The organism is Streptomyces noursei, from assembly GCF_016917755.1.
GTDB classification, from domain to species: Bacteria; Actinomycetota; Actinomycetes; order Streptomycetales; family Streptomycetaceae; genus Streptomyces; species Streptomyces yunnanensis.
The window spans coordinates 4,477,303-4,496,437 of record NZ_CP070326.1 but is presented as its reverse complement, the minus strand read 5'-3'; the positions used below and the strand labels follow the sequence as shown (position 1 = coordinate 4,496,437).

Genomic DNA, 19,135 nt, shown 5'->3' with positions numbered 1-19,135 from the left:
GGACCTTCCAGTGTCCGGCAGGGCCGGGCCCGAGGGAAGCGGAATTTCCGCCGCGGACGGGTCCGTTGGCCAGCCGTCCGGCTTACCCGGCCCGCCGCGCCGCCGCGATCCCCGCACGCAGCCGCTGCAGCCCCTCGCCGATCTCCGCCGGCCCATGGGTCACGAACGACAGCCGGATCGCCGCCGGGTCCGGCCGCCCGGCGAAGAACGGCGCCCCCGGCACGTACGCCACGTCATGCCGCACCACCTCCGGCAGCAGCGCGGTCGCGTCGTACCCCGCCGGCAGCGTCGCCCACACGAACATCCCGCCCGCCGGGCGGTTCCAGCGTGAGCCCTCGGGGAGCGCCGCGGACAGCCCGGCCAGCAGGGCGTCCCGCCGCTCCCGATAGGCGCCGCGGACCCGCGCCAGGTGCGCGTCCAGGTCGCAGGCCGTCAAGTACCGTGCGGCGGCGGCCTGATCGACGGTCGAGGTGTGCAGGTCGGCGGCCTGCTTGGCGATGACACAGGCCCGCCGCAACCCGGCCGGCGCCCGCAGCGTGCCCAGCCGCAGCCCCGGCGCCATCACCTTGGAGAACGAGCCCAGCAGCACCGTCCGGTCCTCGGCCCCGGGGAACGACGCGACCCAGCGCTGTGGCTCCCCCTCGAAGCGCAGCTCGCCGTACGGGTCGTCCTCGGCGATCCACAGCCCGCGCCGGGCGGCGACCTCGGCGACCGCGGCCCGCCGCTCCGCGCTCAGCGTGCGACCGGTGGGGTTCTGGAACGTCGGGATGACGTAGAGCAGTTTGGGGTTCTCGCGGGCGGCGACCTCGTCCAGCGCCGCCGGGTCCAGCCCCTCGTCGTCGGTCGGCACCGCCACCACCCGGGCGCCCGCGAGGGAGAAGATCTGCAGCGCCGCCAGATAGCAGGGGTCCTCGACCAGCACCACGTCGCCCGGCTCCAGCAGCGCCGTGGCCAGCAGCGTCAGCCCCTGCTGGGAGCCGGTGGTGATCAGCAGGTCGTCGGCGTCGGTGGCCAGCCCGCGGGCCGTGGTACGCGCCGCGACGGCCGCCCGCAGCGCCGGGTCGCCCTCACTGGTGGAGTACTGCAGGACCCGCTGCGGCGCCTGCGCCAGCACCTCCCGGAAGGCCGCGGATATCCCCTCGGCGTCGAAGAGTTCGGGCGCCGGCAGCCCACCGGCGAACGAGATCACCTCGGGCCGGGCGGTCAGCGCCAGGATGTCGCGTACGGGCGAGCTGCCGGTCCGGGCCGCCCGCGCGGCGAGCGCGGGGACGGGTGCGGTGGCAAGGGGCGGGGCCTGGTCCGACATGGTAGCTCCAATCGCTCGTGCGCTGCGTTAACCATCGTTAGCTGCAGACGCCAGGCAGCTTAAACAGTTTTCGGCCAGCCGTGCAGGGGCGTTCGCATACTGGGCCGCCTTTCCGGGATCCGCCCCGCCCCCACCCCTCTCCGCATCTGACGCGACGTCAGCTAGAGCTGTCCGTCGTGACGACCGACGCGCCCCCCGAGCAGGAAGCCGCACCCCGCACGCCACCGCCGCCACCCCCACCGCCGACGAACTCGCCGCCGCCGGCCTGGGCCGCGTCGAGCCGGTGGCCCCTCCATCCCGACCATCCCCGGTACGGACCACTACGTAGCCGAACTCCGCTGACCGGCGCAGCCGATGACCGCCCGCCGCGGTCCCCGACATCCGTCGTCCTGCGGACATGGCCGAGCCCCCTCGGCCGGGACGGCGATCCAGTCGAGAGGGCTCGTATCCGCGCTGGTGTCACACGGACGGTAGTCGGTGACGGCTCAGATCAGGACAGGTCGAACGCGCCCGCGGCGACGTCCGACACGAAGCTGCTCCAGGAAGAGTTGTCGAACGTCAGGCGCGCACCCTCGGGGTCCTTGGAGTCGCGCACCGCGATGGCCGCAGAGGCCGGCACGGCGATCTCCACGCAGGCGTTGGCACCGGAGTACGAGGACTTGGTCCAGGAGAACGCTGAATTGGGCTGAACGGCCATGGTGACTTCACCTTACTCTGAGTTACCGCGGATTCGGTGAGAACGACGCTACGCGCCAACATCACCGGCCGTAGAGGGTCGTTCACTCGTCCGAATGGCGTATTCCGCGATCTCTTTTCAGGCACGGTGGCTCAGGTGTACCGTGCGACCCCGTTCATCGGAATTCAACATTCCGCGTCGTCTGTGCTGTCTGTGCTGTCTGCGCCGTCCGCGCCGGCAACCCGAGCCCTCGTCCTCAACTCATGGCGTCCGCATGCCGTTTCGCGGCCTCGGCGATGAACTCGCGGCTCGCCTCCGCGCTCAATGCCTGCGCCCGCAGATGCTCGTACATGATGGTGTATTTGTGCACATCGTTGGTTTTCTCCAGATAGAGATCGCTGGTGACCCCCTCGATGTAGACCACGCTGGAATCCGCGGCGTCGTCGAATTCCAGGATCGAGAACGTCCCCGACATCCCGGCGTGCGCACCGGCGCCGTAGGGCAACACCTGCACCGTCACATGCGGCAGCTTGCTCAGCTCGGCGAGGTGCTCCAACTGCTCGCGCATGATCAGGTGGCTGCCGACCACCCGGCGCAGTGCGCTCTCGTCCAGCACGACCCACAGGCGCAGCGGACGCTCCCCGTCCTGAACCCGCTCCTGGCGCCGCATCCGCACCTGGATGCGTTTGTCCAGGTCCTCCGACGCCAGCTCCGGGATGGTGCCGGGAATCACCGCCTCGGCGTAGCCGGGCGTCTGGAGCAGACCGGGCACCAGCAGGGATTCGTACGTCCGCAGCGACGCGGCCTCGGTCTCCAGGCCGATGTAGACGCTGTACGGAATGTCGCCGAAGGCGTGCCACCAGCCTTGCTGGCGCGAATCCTTGGCCATCTGCATCAGCGAATCCACTATCCGGCGGTCCTCGACCTCGTAGACCCCGCACAGGTCGCGGACGTCGCGCTGGCTGATGCTGCGGCGGCCGTTCTCCAGTCGGCTGATCTTCGACTGGGAGACCAGCAGCCGCTCGGCCACCTGCTCCGCCGTCAGGCCCTTGTCCTCCCGGAGCCTGCGCAGCTCCTGGCCCAATCGACGGCGCCTGACGGTCGGGTTGACGTTGGACGCCACGGTACGCGCACCTCCGGCTCCGCACTGCTGTCATTTCCTCTTGAGCAGACTGCCACCTTCCGTGGACACCGCGCAGTCAAATGAACACAGAAGGCGAGCGCACATGCGCACGGGGTGGCGGGCCGCGCCGTCGTCCGAACGGCTCGGCCCGCCACCCCGCGCCTCTTACTGCGGCTCCCGAACGGGTCCGGGAAGGGGTGGTGCGTGGCGCTGGCGGGTGCGCCCGGATGTGCGGGGGCGCGGCCCTGGTGGTGCGGTGGTGCGTGACGGCGTCCGGTCCGCGTGTCGCGGCGCCGGTGGCCTCAGTGGGCGCCGACTCGGGCCATGCTGCCGTGCCCGTGTCGCCGCGACTGGCCGGGTACGCCGGCCGCGTCGGTCGTCGAACGGGCCGTCTTGCGGGCCCCCGGGCCGTTGCCCGGTGCCGAGCCCCGCCGCGGCTGCGCCGCGACGCCGTTCTGCACGTCCATGACGGCGTGTGCGACCAGCCCGCCCATCGGGTCGTGGCGGATCAGATCCCGGAGCCGGGAGCGCGATGACCGCCCCTCGTTCCCGGGGTAGAGGTGCTTGCCGAGGCCGACCGCGTGGGCCAGCGCGGCGAGCGCCGCGGTCCGCGGGTCCGGTGGGACGCCGGTGCGGATCGCGTTGTCGAGCCGGGCCCTGATCTCCCGGCTGATGGCCGTCTCCGTCGCCTGGTAGCGCGTCGTCGGCAGCACCCCGCACATCTGGCCGGCCACGGCATGCACCATGCCGCACCGTTCGAGATGGGTGAGGTACGTCTGGCGCAGCCCCAGTCGGGGCCCGCCGATCCAGTGGACCGCGCGCACCGGACTGCCGCGACGGCGCAGCAGTTCGAGCGCGGAGTCCAGAGTCGGATCTCCTGTCGGCCGTGCCATCACCACGGCGATACGATCCCCGTCTGGGGCTATCCGTCCTGCCAGGGCCAGCTCTACTAGCTGGGCCCCGGCCAGGCCGAGGTCGAGCGACTGCGGCTGCGCTGTGGTGCCCGTGGCCGGGTCCAAAGCCAGCAGCAGAAGCTCCTCCGGAATTGTTCTGCGGCTCCTGCCCATCCAAGCCTCCCCGCGTGGATGAATGACAGGGTGACCCCTCTCACATTCATCTGTCGAGGGTGCCTGGGGGGTTCGGTAGGGAACCGGTAGGTATGTCGTTCTCGTCTAGCGGGTCGGCGACGTCTTCCGAGAGGCGCGGCCGGGACCGGTTCGCGTGGCAGTGGAAAGCGGCAGTTCGGACACAGGACACTTGGGAACACTGGTTCCGTTCGGTACCAGCTGGCACCAGGCAGGGCAGTGCGACGTAGTGAAGGAGACATCGGTGGCGGGCGAGTCCCCCGACAAGTCGGACAAGAAGTCGGGCAAGGAGCAGTCGTCGGGGGAGACGGCGCGCACCGAACGGGACCCGCGGCTGGCGGTCCTCCGCGAGGAGCGGGGGGAACGGGACGGCGCGGGGGAGTCCGGGAAGAACTCCGGCAAGGACTCCGGGAAGAGTTCGGCGGAGGGCTCCGGAAAGGGCTCCGAGAAGGCTTCCGAGGAGAGTTCTGCGGAGGGCTCCGAGAAGGACTCCGCGGAGGATGCCGGTAAGGGGTCCGAGAAGGGCGCCGAGGGGGCGCCGAAGGAGGCTTCCGACGAGCAGGCGTCCGGCGAGGCCGACGGGGCCAAGGTCGCGAAGGAGCCCGTGAAGGCGCCTGAGGCGGCCCAGGAGGCCGCGAAGGGCATTGTCGAGGGGCAAGGGCAGGGCAAGGACGGCGAAGGCCGCCTGCGGGCCGATGCGCCGGCGGACGCGAAGGCCGGAGCGGCCGACGGGGCGAACGCCGCGGTGAAGGAGTCCGGGAAGGGCTCCGAGAAGGGCTCCGGGGAGGGTTCGGCTGCGGGCGCCTCCGACGCTGACGCCGCCTCCGACGTCGACGCCGCTTCCGACGACAAGGCCGTCGATCAGGCGACTGCCGTCTTCAAGACGGTCACGCCGAAGAAGGCCGACGCGAAGAAGGCCGAGGCCGAGAAGGGCGACGCGGAGACGGCGAAGGCGGACGCGGGGAAGGGCGCGGGCGCCGAGGACGCGCCGGCCGATGACGCGACGCGGGTGTTTGCCGTAGCGAAGGCCAAGAAGTCGGCGGAGTCCGGCGAGGGGGCCGCGGAGGGCCCCGTCGACCAGGCCACCGCCGTCTTCAAGCTCGGCAAGGACGCCGGTAAGGACGCCGACAAGGGCGCCGTTGCCAAGGACGCCGACGCGAAGGCGAAGGACGTTGCCAAGGGCAAGGACGCGGCGAAGGACGCCGCGAAGGGCGTTGCCGACGCCGATGAGCGGGACGCCGAGCGGACCAGCCAGTTCGTGGCGCTGAAGTCGGCGGACGATGGCTCGGCGGGGCGGTCGATCGGCAAGACCGCACCCAAGGCCCCGCTGGGCAAGCCGGGCAGCACCCCGGGCGCGGACCCGAAGGACCAGGACCAGAAGAAGGGGCCGGCGAAGGACGGGGGAGCGGCGGACGGCGCCGCCAAGGGCGAGGCGCCGGGCAGTGCGCCGACGAAGGCCCCCGAGAAGGCCGCCGGGAAGGCTCCCGAAAAGGCCGCTGAGAAGGCTGCCGAGAAGGCCGCGGGCAAGGCACCCGGTGCGATGCCGGCCGCCGCGCCGGCCGCGTCCGACCGGAAGCCCGACGCCGGTGCCTCCGGAGCGCCCGGTACGTCCGCGGCCGAGGTCGAATCCGAGCGGACCCGTCAGCAGCCGCTGCCGCCGCTCGACCTGCTGGCGAAGCTCACCAACACCCCGCCGCCGCCCGAGACCACGCTGCGCACCGTCGTCCGGCGGTTCAAGATCTGGACGCCGCTGGCGGTGCTGCTGGTGGTCGTCTTCGCGGTCGTCCAGGCGGTGCGGCCGCTGCCCGACCCGACGCTGACCGTGGGCGACGCCAAGTCGTCGTACACCTTCGAGGGCGGCCAGCTCTCCGTCCCGTGGCCCGCCAAGGGGCAGGCGGCGGTGAAGGTCGTCGGTTCCGGCTCCGTGGGGACGTTCGGCGAGGAGAAGCCCGTTCCGACCGCGAGCGTCGCCAAGATCATGACGGCCTATGTGATCCTCCGGGACCACCCCCTGAAGGACAAGTACGACAAGGGCCCGCAGATCGAGGTCGACGCCAAGACGGTGGAGCAGGGCAACTCCGAGAGCGAGTCGCGCATCAAGGGGCTCACGGCGGGTCAGAAGTTCAGCGAGCAGGACATGCTCAAGATGCTGATGATCCCGTCCGGCAACAACATCGCCCGGTTGCTGGCCCGTTGGGACAGCCAGTCCGGCTCCGAGGCGGCGTTCGTCAAGAAGATGAACGACGCCGCCAAGGCACTCGGCATGAAGAACACCACCTACACCGACCCCAGCGGCTTGGACGCCAAGACCGTCAGCACCGCGGTCGACCAGCTCAAGCTGGCCGAGGCGGTCATGAAGTTCGACGCCTTCCGGCCGATAGTCGCCCTGCCCAACGCCGACATCCCGGGTCTGCCGGAGCGGATCAACAACAACAACGACCGTCTGATCGTGGCCGGGCTGAGCGTCAAGGGCATCAAGACCGGCTCCAGCACGGCGGCCGGCGGCACGCTGTCGTGGGCGGCGTACAAGACGGTGGACGGCACGGACCGGCTGATCCTGGGCACGATGATGGACCAGCACTTCAACGGTCTGGACCCCAATGGCGCCAACAGCCTGACGATGGTTCAGGACAACAGCAAGAAGGTGATCGAGGCGGTGCGCAACGCCCTGACCTCGGCCACCGCGGTGAAGAAGGGCCAGGTCGTCGGCTATGTGGACGACGGCCTGGGCGGCCAGACCCCGGTCGTGGCCACCAAGGACCTGACGGCGATCGGCGTCCCCGGCCAGAAGCTGGGGCTGCAGGTCGGTGCCGGTGGCAAGACCGTCCCGCACGTGGCCAAGGCCGGGACCGTGGTCGGCGAGCTGATCGTCGGCACCGGGGCGGAGGCCCAGCGGGTGCCGGTGGCCCTCCAGAAGGACCTGGTCGAACCCACCTTCGGGGCGAAGCTGACGCGACTGGGCTGAGATGACGGCATGACGGCCGGACCGCCGGGAGGATGGCTAGCATCCCTCCGGAGGTCCGGCCGTTTCGCCTGTTCGCCCGGCGGCCGTCCGGCCGCGCTGCCCCCCGAGGTGACCGGAGCCCGCCATCGACGCGTCGCAAGCGCCGCAGCCGCACCAGCCGTCGCAGCCGCACCCGGCGACCCGGGCATTACCGTCGTCCGCCGGAGCCGGGGCGGCCCTCGCGTTCCCGCCGCACCCCTCCGCTGCCGCCGCCGGGTTCCTCGCCGCCGCCCGCCCGGCACGGGCCGCGCGGAGCGCGGTGGTGCTGGGGCCCGCGGGGCTGATGCTGTTCCTGGGCGCGTGGGGGATCCGCCGCCAGGACGCCGTCTGGCGGGACGAGGCGGTCACCTACGACATGGCGCACCGCGGCCTGCCCGACCTGGGGGCGACGCTGCTGCACGTCGACTGCGTGCACGGCCTGTACTACGCGCTGATGCACTGCTGGTTCGCCGTCTACGACGTCACCCTCGGCGACGCCCTCGGCGCGGTGATCGGCCTGCGGCTGCCGTCCGTCGCGGCCATGACCGCCGCCGCGGCCGGGGTGGCCCTGCTGGGGCAGCGCCTGGTCGGCCGGCGCGCCGGGCTGTGCTCGGGGCTGACCTTCGCGCTGGTCCCGGTCGTCCAGCGCTACGCGCAGGAGGGCCGCTCGTACGCGGCGGTCTGCGCGCTGGTCGTCTGGGCGTCGTACCTGCTGGTCCTGGCCGTGTCCCGGCCGTGCCGCGCGCGGTGGCTGGGCTACACCGGGCTGATGCTGTGCGCCTGTCTGCTGCACGAGTTCGCGGCACTGGCGCTGCCCGCGCACGGCGCCGCCGTGGTCCTGGCCCGGCTGCCCCGCCGCGACCGGCGGTCCTGGACGTGCGCGGCCGGCGCCGTCCTGGTGCTGCTCGCCCCCGTCGCCGTCTTCAGCACCCGCCAGTCGGCGCAGATCAGCTGGCTCATGTGGCCGGACCCGGTGCAGCTCCTCACCTTCGCCCTGCTCGCCGCGCTCGGCGCGCTCTGCGCCCGCGTCCCGGTGCTCTCCCGCGGCCCGATCGGCCTGCGTGCCCTCGGCCTCCCGCTGCTGCTCCTCCCCACGGCCCTGCTGCTGCTCCTGTCGAACGTCGAGCCCGCCTACGTGGACCGCTACGTCCTCTACTACGTCGTCGGCTTCGCGCTGCTCGCCGGCGCCGCGCTGGCCCGACTGCTGCGGCCGGCCGGCGCGGCGGGCGGGACCCGCGGCCGGCGGCTGCGGTGGCCGGCCGCGGTGGCGCTGGCGCTGGCCGCGCTGCTACCCGTGGATGTCCACCTGCGCAGCCCGGACAGCCGGGACGACGACGTGACCGCGATCGCGCAGGCCGTCCGCCGGATGTCCGAGCCGGGCGACGGGCTGCTCTTCACGCCGTCCCGCCGCCGGATCTGGCGCGCGACCCGGCCGCACGACTTCCGGGGACTGCGCGATCTGGCCCTGGAGCGGAGCCCGGTGGCGTCCCACAGCCTCTACGGGACGGAGGTGTCGGGCGACGAGATCCGCGACCGGATGCTGACCAGTCGTCGGATCGTGGTCGCCGGCGATCCGGCCGGGCAGCCGCTCGACACCAGCGACCAGGAGCTGGCCAAACGGGCCACGCTGCGTTCGGCGTTCGCGGTCTGCCGCAGCGCGGCGGTGCCCGGGGCGCGGATCACCCTCTACGCGCGGGTGGGCCACCCCGGGGGCGGGGACCGCTGCTGAGCCCGCGGGCCCCGGCCGGCCCGACCGCGGGAGTTGCCGCCCGTCACACCAGCCCCGCCGCCTCCTCGTCGAGCCCCAGCAGCTCCCGCAGGGCGGTGGTGCCCTCCGGGGTGAGGCGGACCGCCCGCCCGGTCCCGATCCGGCGGATCCAGCGCCGTTCCAGCAGTCGTTCGCACAGCCGCGCGCCGGCCGTGCCGGCGAGGTGCTGACGGCGCTCGGTCCAGTCCAGGCAGCCCCGGGCCTGCGGGCGGCGGCCGGCGCGCAGCGCGTCGGACGGGATCCCCAGCGCGCCCTCGAACCACTCCCGGCCGGTGTCGGTGAGCGCGAAACCGCCGTCCTGGTCCAGCAGGCCGCGGACGGCCATGGCGTCGGTGAGGGCGACGCCGAGCCGCCCGGCCAGGTGGTCGTAACAGGTGCGGCCGCGGGCCAGCGCCGCCGACGCGGTGGCCGCCCGCAGTCCGCGCGGTGCCGTTGCCGGCGGGTCGAGGTGGGCGGTCACCGACTCCAGCAGCTCGGCGACGCGCGGCCCGGCGAGCTGGACGTAGCGGTGCCGGCCCTGCCGCCGCTCGACGAGCAGCCCGCCGTCGATCAGCCGGGACAGGTGCTCGCTGGCCGTCGAGGGCGCCACCCGCGCGTAGGCGGCGAGTTCGCCGGCCGTCCAGGCCCGCCCGTCGAGCAGCGCCAGGCAGAACGCGGCCCGGGTGCGGTCCGCCAGCAGCGCGGCCAACCGGGACAGCTCATGGCTGTGGTCGGGGGCCACCGGGGGCCCCGGCCGCGCCGACGCCGTCCCGGCCGCCGCCCGCCGCCCGGGATCCCACCCCCGGGGCTCCGCACGTTCCGGTGCGGCGGCCGGTGCCCGTTCCGATGTCCGCTTCGCCGACGTCATGGCTCCATTGTCCGCCGCGACACTTCGGCCACCACCGATACGTCATCGCCCTACGGTGCCCGCATGACCAGTGACCCGCACCAGCACAGGGACGCCACGCCGCGGCCGGTCCCGCACCCCGCCGCCTCCCGCACTCCGGACGACGCCGTCTCCGCCGTCTTTCATGAGTTCCGGGCCCTGCACCACGCCCCCGGCCGTCCGCTGCTGCTCCCCAACGCCTGGGACAGCGCCTCGGCCGTCGCCCTCGCCAACGCCGGACACCCCGCGATCGGCACCACGAGCCTGGGCGTCGCCGCCGCGCACGGCTACCCGGACGGCGAGGGCCGCCCCGAGGTCCGGGCCGCCACCCTCGCCCTGGCGCGCCGGCTCGCGGGCCGGCTGCCCTGCCCGTACACCGTCGACATCGAGGGCGGATTCGGCGGCGGGCCCGGCCATGTCGCCGACCTGGCGGCCGAGTTGGCGCGCCACGGCGCGGCGGGGATCAACCTGGAGGACGGGCTGCCCGGCGGCGGAGGGCTGCAGGACCCCTCCCACCAGGCCGAGTTGATCGCGGCGGTGAAGGAGCGCACCCCGGGCCTCTTCGTCAACGCCCGGATCGACACCCACTGGCTGGTGGACAGTCCGCCGCCGCTGTCGGAGGCGCTCGCCCGCGCGGAGGTCTATGTGGCCGCCGGCGCGGACGGCGTCTTCGTACCGGGCGTCACCGCCGACGCGGACATCACGGTGCTCGTCCGCGCCGTCGCCGCACCGCTGAACATCCTCTTCGCGCCCGGCCGGCACACCGTCCGCCGGCTGGCCGACCTCGGCGTGCGCCGCATCAGCACCGGCTCGCTGCTGTTCCGTACGGCCCTGGGGGCGGCCTGCGCGGCGGCGGACGCGATCCGGGCCGGCGCGGCGTCAGGGGGTGGCACGGGGGAGTCGCCGGCGGACGGCGGCGGTGCGTCGCCCGGGTACGGCATCGGCGGGGGGCCGGTGTACGGGGAAGTACCGGCCTACGGAGAGGTGCAGCACCTGGCCGGGGGAGGAGGCGACCGGTCCGTCGGCGACGACGGGGCCTAGGCGGCCGGTGCGACCGGTGTGGTCGGTGCGACCGGTGTGGTCGGTGCGGCCGGTGTGGTCAGTGCGGCCGGTGTGGTCAGTGCGCCCGCTCCGCGGACTCCTGCCGGCGGCGCTGCAGCGCGATGCCCACGCCGACCGCGCCCAGCGCGGCGGCGCCACCGATGAGGCCCGCCTTCGGCAGGTGCTCGGCCTTCTCCGCGAGCCCGGCCAGCCCCTCGTCGGGGAGGATGATCGACGTCCGGCTCTCCGTCGGGGCCATGGTGTCGGCGGCGAATGCGGCGCCCGAGGGGAGCAGCATGACGGCCAGCGCACCGGTCGCGACGGTGGCGGAACGGATCACGGAGCGGTGCGGACCACGCATGGAGACTCCTCGACGGGGGCGGCCGGCGGCTGCCCGGGGATGCGGTACGTGAGAGCACGCTACGGAGGGTCGATAACGGTGATCCGTAGGTTGTGTAACAGTCAGCCCCACCTCTCCGGACAGTCGTGTGACGGAGCCGCCGGACTGCCGCACGGACCGGTCGTACGGACCGGTCGTACGGACCGGTCGTACGGGTGCGTCGCCCTCGGCCTTCGCCCCCGCCCGCCGCCCGCCGCCCGGGCCACCGTCCCGCCCGGGCCCCGTCCGGCCCGCCACCCGGCCCAACCATCCGCGCACACCGCCGGAACGGCCGTCCCGAAGATTCCCGAGCCCCCCGCCTTGGGTAACTTGGTCAGGCTATGTCCCTATTTCGACCCATCGTTCGCCCCGCCTCCCGTCCCGCGCTCCGTCCCGCAGGACGCGCGCCGGCCGCCCGCCCGCGCACCCCGGCGCCCGTCCCGCGTGCCTTCGCCGCGCCGCTCGCGCTGGCCCTCGCGCTCCTCCCCCCGGCCCTCCTCGCCGGGTGCGCCAGCCCCGAGGGCCTCAAGGACGAGGGCCGGGCCCGCCGGGTGAACGCGCCGCTGGCCCTCTGGCCGCAGCACTCGCCCGCCCCGCTGCGCGAGAACGAGAACCCGGCCGCCCTCAAGCCGCTCCCCGCCCTCCCCCGCATCCCCAGCGGCACCATGGCCGACGTCGACCCGCTGACCGTCCTCGACGCGGACTTCACCTCCTCCGGCGGCACCCCGCCCCGCCCCGACTCCGTGCGCCGCCCGGAGCTGCACGACCTCACCGACGACGGCAAGCCCGACCTGATCGCCGTCGTCGACCTCGACCGCCGCACCAGCGAGCTGCGCGTCTACGCCGTCCGGCACGCGGTGGTCACCAGGATCCTCGCCCTGCGCGGCGTACTGGCCGGCGTCGAGCTCGCGGCCGGTCACCTCGCGATCCGCGAACCCACCAAGGACCCGCGCTATGTCAGCGTCACCGACTACGTCTGGGACGGCCGCTCCATGGGCCTGTGGGACCTCACCCTCGACGTGGCCCGCAAGGGCCAGCCCTCCTCGCCGGCCCCCGCACCGCTCCCCGCCCCCGCCGTCGGCTTCGCCGGGAATCCCCCGTGAGGCGCCCCCGCCCCGCCGTCTCCCTGCGCTGGAAGATCTCGCTGACCGTGACGGCGGTGTGCTGCGCGGTCGCCGCCGTCCTCGGCGTGCTCGTCCACAACGCGGTGGCCCGCCAGACCGTCGGCCAGGTCCGCAAGGAGACCCGCGCCGACCTCGACACCGCCCTGGACCTCTTCGAGTACGGCACCTCGCGCGAAGGCATCAACTCCGTCCTTGACCCGCCCGAACTCCCCGATGCGCTAAGGAAGTTGGTGCGCAAGGGACGGCGCGGCAGCATGGTCGGCAGCTATCGCGGACGGCCCGTCATGTGGGCGGCGGCGCCCGCCGGCGACCAGATCATGGCCGTCTGGTCGCCCTACGGGAACACCCGCTGGACCCTGGACAAGTTCGACACCGCGATCTGGGGCTCGGCCGTGCTCGCCGCCGCGGCCGTCGCGGCGGCCGGCCTCTTCCTGGCCCGGCACATCAGCCGCCGGCTGACCAGCACAGCGGCCGTCGCCCGCCGGATCAGCGCCGGGGACCTGGACGCCAGGGTCGGCGAAACCGCAGGTCGAAGCCCGCGCGGCGGGCGCGCGGCACAGGACGAGCTGGCCGCCGTGGCAGCCGCCCTGGACTCCATGGCCGCCACCCTCCAGAGCCGCCTCCAGGCCGAGCAGCGCTTCACCGCCGATGTGGCCCACGAACTGCGCACCCCGCTCACCGGCATCCTCGCCTCCGCCGCCCTCCTCCCGGAGGGCCGCCCCAAGGAGATGATCAACGACCGGCTGCGCGCCCTGCACCGGCTCACCGAGGACCTGCTGGAGATCTCCCGACTGGACTGCGGCATCGAACACGCCGACCTCGCCGCCTACGAACTGGGCCCGCTGGTGCTGCGCTCCGTACGCGCCACCGGCCTCGAAGCCGACGTGCGGATCCGCGCCGACACGGTCGTCGAGACCGACCGGCGCCGCCTGGACCGCATCCTCGCCAACCTCGTCCTCAACGCCCACCGGCACGGCCGGCCCCCGGTCACCGTCACCGTCGACGCCCCGCCCGGCGGCACCCCCACCATCGAGGTCCGCGACCACGGCCCCGGCTATCCCGACGAACTGCTGCACCACGGCCCGCAGCGCTTCCGCACCGACGCCCCCGGCCGGGGCAGGGGGCACGGCCTGGGTCTGACCATCGCCGTCGGACAGGCCGCCGTCCTCGGCACCGACCTGCACTTCGGCAACGCCCCCGACGGCGGCGCCCGCGCCGTCCTGACCTTCCCGCCCCAGCCCCCGCCGGACACGCCCTAGCCGCGGGCCGCCGGCGCCGCCCCTCACCAGTCGATGTCGTCCGGCGGCTCCGGCAGCACCTCGTCCTCCTCGACTCCCGCCGCTGCCGCTGCCGCCGCTGCCCCGGCCGTCCCCGACGCCCGCGCGATCGTCCCCTCGTCCGTGCCCTCGTCCGCCGTGCCGCCTCCGGTCAGCACCTCCAGAATCGGCTCCCCGTACTTGGCGAGCTTGTTCTCGCCGACTCCGCTGATCGTGCCCAGCTCGGCGATGCTCGTCGGCCGCGTCACCGCGATCTCCCGCAGCGTCGCGTCATGGAAGATCACATACGCGGGAACGCCCTGCTCCTTGGCCGTACGCCCGCGCCAGCCGCGCAGCGCCTCGAAGACCGGCAGCGCCTCCTCCGGCAGGTCCACCGGCGCCCGCTTGCCCTTGGCCTTCGCCTTGGCCGCCCGCGCCGGCTTCTCCGGCTCCCGCCGCATCGGCACCTCGCGCTGGCCGCGCAGCACCTCACCGCTCTTCTCGGTGAGCACCAGCGTCCCGTAGTCGCCCTCCACGGCCAGCAGTGCCTGGGCGAGCAACTGCCGCACCACGCCCCGCCATTCGGCCTCGCGCAGGTCCTCGCCGATGCCGAAGACGCTCAGCGCGTCATGATCGAACTGGATGACCTTGGCGGTCTTCCGCCCGAGCAGGATGTCGATGAGCTGGCCCGCCCCGAACTTCTGCCCCCGCTCGCGCTTGAGCCGCACGACCGTCGACAGCAGCTTCTGCGCCGGCACCGTCCCGTCCCAGGTCTCCGGCGGCGTGAGGCACGTGTCGCAGTTGCCGCACGGGGTGCTCTCCTGGCCGAAGTACGCCAGCAGCCGCACCCGCCGGCACGCCACCGTCTCGCACAGTGCCAGCATCGCGTCCAGGTGGGCGGACAGGCGGCGCCGGTGCGCGTCGTCCCCCTCCGACCCGTCGATCATCTTCCGCTGCTGCACCACGTCCTGCAGCCCGTACGCCAGCCAGGCCGTGGACGGCTGGCCGTCCCGCCCCGCGCGCCCGGTCTCCTGGTAGTACCCCTCCACCGACTTCGGCAGGTCCAGATGGGCCACGAACCGCACGTCGGGCTTGTCGATGCCCATCCCGAACGCGATGGTGGCGACGACGACCACGCCGTCCTCCCGCAGGAACCGCGCCTGGTTCTCCGCGCGCACCCGGGCGTCCAGCCCCGCGTGGTACGGCACCGCGTCGATCCCGTTGTCCACCAGGAACTGCGCGGTCTTCTCGACCGAGGCCCGGGACAGGCAGTACACGATCCCGGCGTCCCCGGAGTGCTCCCCGCGGAGCAGGTCCAGCAGCTGCCGCTTGGGCTCGCTCTTGGCCGCGATCCGGTACTGGATGTTGGGCCGGTCGAAGCTGGCCACGAAGTGCCGGGCCTCGTCCAGCCGCAGTCGGGAGGTGATCTCGGTGTGCGTGGCCTGCGTCGCCGTCGCGGTCAGCGCGATCCGCGGCACGTCCGGCCAGCGGTCGTGCAGCATCGACAGTGCCAGATAGTCCGGCCGGAAGTCGTGGCCCCACTGCGCCACACAGTGCGCCTCGTCGATGGCGAACAGCGAGATCTTCCCGCGGTCCAGCAGCTGCACCGTCTGCTCGACCCGCAGCCGCTCCGGCGCCAGATACAGCAGATCCAGCTCCCCGGCCAGGAACTCGGCCTCGACCAGCCGCCGCTCCTCGAAGTCCTGCGTCGAATTGAGGAACCCGGCCCGCACCCCCAGCGCCCGCAGCGCATCGACCTGGTCCTGCATCAACGCGATCAGCGGCGAGATCACCACCCCGACGCCCGGCCGCACCAGCGACGGGATCTGGTAGCACAGCGACTTCCCGCCGCCGGTGGGCATCAGGACGACCGCGTCCCCGCCCCCGATCACATGCTCGATGATCTCCTGCTGATCCCCGCGGAACGCGTCATACCCGAACACCCGGCGCAGCACCTGCACCGCCTCGCCCGCCAGGGCACCTTCCGCCGCCACGTCCACGTCCACGATCACTCCCACGTCGGCCCAACCACCCCGAAAGCCTACGAGCTCCACCCCACCCCTCGCAGACCCTGTGGATAACTCCACCCCCGCCGGTCGCCGCCGACGTCGACATCGGGGGGGAGAGAGAAGGGAGGGGAGTCAGTCGAGCCGGGGCACGATGCGCAGCGCGCGGTAGTCGTACCCGTCCTGCTGGAAGCCGGGGGCTTCCCATGCGAGCTCGACCCGCTGCCCGGCCGACAGCGTGCGGAACCCGCTCGTCTCGATGTCCGAGAAGTGCCCGAAGCACCCGCCCGGAGTCTCAGCAGAGTCGAGCACCCCCCACCCCTCCTCCTCGTACCACTCACGCACAGTCGCATTCACCATGGCCGGAACCCTAGAACTCCGCCCCCCGGCCGCGCAGTTCCCTTCCATCAACGATCAACGCCCCTGAACGCCAAGAGGCCACCCAGGAACCGTCCTGGGTGGCCTCTTCACCGGTGCCCCCGGCAGGATTCGAACCTGCGACACCCGCTTTAGGAGAGCGGTGCTCTATCCCCTGAGCTACGGAGGCGGGGCTGATCGGGATGATCCGATCCGGCGACAAGCGTAGCGGATGGCGGGTGGGGGGCGGGTGGGTGTGGGGAAGGTGGGGCGTGTGCCGGGGGCGGGTCAGCCGAGGTGCCAGCTGAGGGTGCCGTCGGCGGCGGTGAGGGCGGCGAGGAGGAGCAGGTCGGCGGTGCCGAGGGCGAGGCCCAGGAGTGCGCGGCCGCGGCGGGTGGTGCCGCGGGTGAGCGCGAGGGTGCCGAGGGCCAGTGCGCAGGGGCCCAGGACGATGTTGAGGACCAGGGTGCCGAGGAGGCCGAGGACGAAGGAGGCGATGGCCATGCCGTCCGCCTGCGGGCGGGACGGGGCGGCGGACTTCGCCGCGGTCGCCGGGGTGGTCGCGGTGGCCGGGGTGGTGGTGAGGCTGGTCATCGGGCGGTCCCCTCGGTGTGGTGGCGGCGTTCGCGCAGGTAGAAGACGAGCAGCCAGGCGGTGATGACCGCGGCGGCGACGAGGGTGACCGGGACGGGGAGGTGCGCCGCGGTGCCCAGCGCGATCCCCATCAGGAGGAGGGCTGCGACGAGGAAGAGCATGGTCTGCCTTTCCGGGGCCGGTTCCGGTGCGGGGCCCGGTGCGGGTCCGTGGCGGAGTGCGGCCGAAGAGATTTGAGAGGACAGTTGTTCACTGACTTCTTCAGTGTACGGCTGCCGGTGGGTGGATCGGTTCGGAGAACGGTTGTTTACTGGATGACATGAGTCACAGTGTGGGCGGAGTCCGTCAGGCGCAGAAGCAGAAAACCCGTCAGGCGCTGCTGGACGCGGCCCTCGGGCTGCTGGAGGAGCAGAGCCTGAGCAGCCTGGGGTTGCGCGAGGTGACCCGGGTGGTGGGCATCGCCCCGACCGCGTTCTACCGGCACTTTCGGGATCTGGGAGAGCTGGGCGTCGCGCTCGTCGAGGAGGCGCTGGGCAGCCTGCATGCGATGGTGCGCGCGATCCTCGCCGAGCAGGACGCGGCGGAGGAGCGGATAGACCGCACGGTCGCGGTCGTCGAGCGGCATGTGCGCGAACACCCCGCGCACGTGCGGTTCGTGGCGCGCGAGCGGCGCGGCGGGGTGCGGGCCGTGCGGCACGCCATCGCCGGGGAGCTGGACCGGTTCGCGGCGGAGGTCGCCGAGGCGCTCAAGTCGCAGCCGGTGTCGGGCGGTTGGCGGGACGAGGACGTCCGGATGCTGGCCGAGCTGTACGTCGACCGGCTGGTGACCACCGCCGGGGAACTGCTCGATGCCCAGGAGGAGGGCGACGAGGGGGCGGTCGAACGGGTGGTGTGGCGCGCCCGCCGCCAGCTGCGGTTGATCAGCATCGGGCGCCGGCACTGGGAGGAGGAGGGCGCCTGAGGCGGGGTGGTGCGGGCGCGGGGCCTGGGCCGCGGGCGGTCAGGCGTGCGCCGGGGTGGTGCGGACGCGGTAGGTGCCGTCGGTGTTCTCGGTGAGAACGGTGACGGTGACGCCGCTCACCCGGTCGGTGAAGGAGTCGCCGGGGCGGAAGGTGGCGTCGGTCAGGTCCGCGTCGACGTAGCGGGCGTCGCTGTAGCAGCCGTTGCTGTGCGGGGTGCCGTCGACGACGCGGATGGGGGCGCGGCCACTGGGGACGTTGGTGACCACGTGGTAGACGAGGATGCCGGGGCGGCAGACGATCGGGTCCAGGAGGCCGCTGGCCCGGGCCTCGACCACGAAGGCGGCGTGCGGACCGGTCGGGATGACGACGATCTTGGTGCCGCCAGGGGTGGAGATCGGCGTGAGGACGTGCTCGGTGGGGGCACCGCCGGGCGGTGTGCAGTGCACCTGGCCGGGGGTGAGCCAGCCCATCTTCCACTTGTGCCAGCCGAGGAAGTCGTTGGTCGGCCCCCAGTCCTCGTCCATCGGGTCCCAGTGGCCCACCGGGGTCGATGCGTTGGGCTCGTCCGTGTAGTAGAGGTCGGGTAGGCCGAAGGAGTGCGCGTTCTCGTGGTTGAGGACCCGGAAGGCGCTCAGGCCCGATTGCCGGCTCCAGATGAAGGAGACGTTCTGGAACTCCGCCCCGCGGCCGGTCTTCAGCCCCAGCTCGCTGCCGCTGAAGGTGACCGACAGGACGGAGCGGGTCGCCGACGGGCCCGCGTTGGGGGACGCGATGACGTTCACGACGTCGTAGTTGCGGAAGTCCACGAGCGGGTCCACGGCGTGCACGATTTCCCGGGACAGGGCGTAGTAGCCCTGGTTCGAGTGCGGGTCGAAGGTGGCGCCGCGGGTGATGCCGTACGCCGCCAGTGGGTGTGACATGCGGATCCAGCGGAAGAGCGGCTTGGGGACGTACGTCAGCCTGCCGTACGAACTGGTGCGGAAGTAGTCGGTCACGGCCGGGAAGAACTCGGCGAAGCGGGCCATGGGGGAGAGGCCGGCGGGGGCGTCCGGGAAGTCCACGAAGAGGGTGAGGGCCCGCACGGTGCCGAAGGCGTGCGCGAAGCCGGCGGGGGTGGGCGCCGCCTCGGAGACGTCCTCGGTGATGCCGGAGAGCGCGCAGGGTCCGCTGGGGCGTGCGCCGGCCGGCGGGCGGGGCACGGGGGGCACCGGGGCGGAGCCCCCCGCGGAGGCGTTCGCGGTGGCCGTCGCGGTGGTCTTTGAGGTCGCCGTGGCGGTGCCGACGGCTCCGATGGGGGGCGGCAGGGGCTTGACGCCGGGCGGCGGCGGTACGGGAGCGACGATCGGGGGCGGTGGGGCAGCGGTGGCGTCGGGCGGCGTGGTCAAGGCGGTGGCGGCGGCCACGCAGGCGGCGGTCGCGGCCAGGGCGGCGCAGATCTTGTGTGTCAGGGTGCGCATGGCTCGGCCTGGAGCTTGCGGGCGCCGGTGGTGTGGTTCATTGGGCGCGTGCCTTCTGCCTCATGTTGTTCAGCGTGCGGCGGGGGATGGTCGCCCGCGCGTGGGGGTGCGTCAAATGGAGGCGTGGTGTAGTGCGGAGGGATGGCGCCCCGG

17 protein-coding genes and 1 tRNA gene are annotated in these 19,135 nt (G+C 73.2%); 6 read left to right on the top strand and 12 right to left on the bottom strand.

Annotation, left to right across the window (positions count from 1 at the left end; all coding sequences use genetic code 11):
* Positions 1–82: 82 nt before the first annotated feature.
* The 4 genes from JNO44_RS19720 to JNO44_RS19705 all read right to left on the bottom strand — a co-directional run bounded on the left by JNO44_RS19720 (position 83) and on the right by JNO44_RS19705 (position 4,172).
* Positions 83–1,306 carry an aminotransferase-like domain-containing protein gene (locus tag JNO44_RS19720; RefSeq protein WP_205365496.1) on the bottom strand — a complete coding sequence of 408 codons (1,224 nt, stop codon included), beginning with the start codon at positions 1,304–1,306 and terminating at the stop codon, positions 83–85.
* A 490-nt stretch (positions 1,307–1,796) separates the two neighbouring features.
* Entirely contained in the window at positions 1,797–2,003 is a 207-nt protein-coding gene (locus JNO44_RS19715) for a DUF397 domain-containing protein (protein ID WP_205365495.1), read from the bottom strand.
* Between the two features lie 235 nt (positions 2,004–2,238).
* Entirely contained in the window at positions 2,239–3,105 is an 867-nt protein-coding gene (locus tag JNO44_RS19710) for a helix-turn-helix domain-containing protein (protein WP_039635548.1), read from the bottom strand.
* A 302-nt stretch (positions 3,106–3,407) separates the two neighbouring features.
* Entirely contained in the window at positions 3,408–4,172 is a 765-nt protein-coding gene (locus JNO44_RS19705) for a GOLPH3/VPS74 family protein (protein ID WP_067350192.1), read from the bottom strand.
* 262 nt (positions 4,173–4,434) lie between these two features.
* Here JNO44_RS19705 and JNO44_RS19700 point away from each other — a divergent pair, with 262 nt between their 5' ends.
* Entirely contained in the window at positions 4,435–7,155 is a 2,721-nt protein-coding gene (locus tag JNO44_RS19700; protein WP_205365494.1) for a D-alanyl-D-alanine carboxypeptidase family protein, read from the top strand.
* Positions 7,156–7,453: 298 nt separating this feature from the next.
* Complete coding sequence (locus JNO44_RS19695) at positions 7,454–8,902, top strand: glycosyltransferase family 39 protein (protein WP_205365493.1); 1,449 nt, start codon at positions 7,454–7,456, stop codon at positions 8,900–8,902.
* 43 nt (positions 8,903–8,945) lie between these two features.
* On the opposite strand, the gene JNO44_RS19690 is transcribed toward JNO44_RS19695, so the two are convergent.
* Positions 8,946–9,788 (bottom strand): ArsR/SmtB family transcription factor, encoded by an 843-nt coding sequence (locus JNO44_RS19690; protein WP_205365492.1) that lies wholly within the window; start codon positions 9,786–9,788, stop codon positions 8,946–8,948.
* 63 nt (positions 9,789–9,851) lie between these two features.
* On the opposite strand from JNO44_RS19690, the gene JNO44_RS19685 reads away from it, so the two are divergent.
* Positions 9,852–10,847, top strand: a complete 996-nt coding sequence (locus JNO44_RS19685; protein WP_205365491.1) for an isocitrate lyase/PEP mutase family protein — start codon at positions 9,852–9,854, stop codon at positions 10,845–10,847.
* A 76-nt stretch (positions 10,848–10,923) separates the two neighbouring features.
* On the opposite strand, the gene JNO44_RS19680 is transcribed toward JNO44_RS19685, so the two are convergent.
* Positions 10,924–11,208 (bottom strand): hypothetical protein, encoded by a 285-nt coding sequence (locus JNO44_RS19680; protein WP_205365490.1) that lies wholly within the window; start codon positions 11,206–11,208, stop codon positions 10,924–10,926.
* 359 nt (positions 11,209–11,567) lie between these two features.
* On the opposite strand from JNO44_RS19680, the gene JNO44_RS19675 reads away from it, so the two are divergent.
* Together JNO44_RS19675 and JNO44_RS19670 are read left to right on the top strand one after the other, a co-directional pair.
* On the top strand, positions 11,568–12,329 hold the full coding sequence (locus tag JNO44_RS19675; RefSeq protein ID WP_235093576.1) for a hypothetical protein: 762 nt from the start codon (positions 11,568–11,570) through the stop codon (positions 12,327–12,329).
* Positions 12,326–13,609 carry a sensor histidine kinase gene (locus JNO44_RS19670; protein ID WP_205365489.1) on the top strand — a complete coding sequence of 428 codons (1,284 nt, stop codon included), beginning with the start codon at positions 12,326–12,328 and terminating at the stop codon, positions 13,607–13,609. The genes JNO44_RS19675 and JNO44_RS19670 overlap by 4 nt, the downstream gene beginning before the upstream one ends.
* Positions 13,610–13,632: 23 nt before the next feature.
* On the opposite strand, the gene recQ is transcribed toward JNO44_RS19670, so the two are convergent.
* From recQ to JNO44_RS19645, 5 genes are all read right to left on the bottom strand, one after another.
* Positions 13,633–15,624: a DNA helicase RecQ gene (recQ, locus tag JNO44_RS19665; protein WP_205365488.1), complete on the bottom strand. Its 1,992-nt coding sequence runs from the start codon at positions 15,622–15,624 to the stop codon at positions 13,633–13,635.
* Positions 15,625–15,747: 123 nt separating this feature from the next.
* A complete protein-coding gene (locus tag JNO44_RS19660; RefSeq protein WP_205365487.1) occupies positions 15,748–15,972 on the bottom strand; it encodes a cold-shock protein in 225 nt (74 codons plus the stop codon).
* A 114-nt stretch (positions 15,973–16,086) separates the two neighbouring features.
* Positions 16,087–16,159 (bottom strand) — tRNA-Arg (locus tag JNO44_RS19655).
* A gap of 98 nt (positions 16,160–16,257) precedes the next feature.
* Positions 16,258–16,563, bottom strand: a complete 306-nt coding sequence (locus JNO44_RS19650; protein WP_205365486.1) for a hypothetical protein — start codon at positions 16,561–16,563, stop codon at positions 16,258–16,260.
* Entirely contained in the window at positions 16,560–16,724 is a 165-nt protein-coding gene (locus tag JNO44_RS19645) for a small hydrophobic membrane protein (RefSeq protein WP_039635563.1), read from the bottom strand. Before JNO44_RS19645 ends, JNO44_RS19650 begins: the two co-directional genes overlap by 4 nt.
* Before the next feature lie 158 nt (positions 16,725–16,882).
* Here JNO44_RS19645 and JNO44_RS19640 point away from each other — a divergent pair, with 158 nt between their 5' ends.
* The gene (locus JNO44_RS19640; protein ID WP_039635565.1) at positions 16,883–17,524 is read left to right on the top strand and encodes a TetR family transcriptional regulator; all 642 of its coding nucleotides are present in this window, start codon (positions 16,883–16,885) and stop codon (positions 17,522–17,524) included.
* A 39-nt stretch (positions 17,525–17,563) separates the two neighbouring features.
* Here the strand turns inward: JNO44_RS19640 and JNO44_RS19635 are convergent, their stop codons facing one another.
* On the bottom strand, positions 17,564–18,982 hold the full coding sequence (locus tag JNO44_RS19635) for a M6 family metalloprotease domain-containing protein (protein WP_205365485.1): 1,419 nt from the start codon (positions 18,980–18,982) through the stop codon (positions 17,564–17,566).
* Between the last annotated feature and the right edge of the window lie 153 nt (positions 18,983–19,135).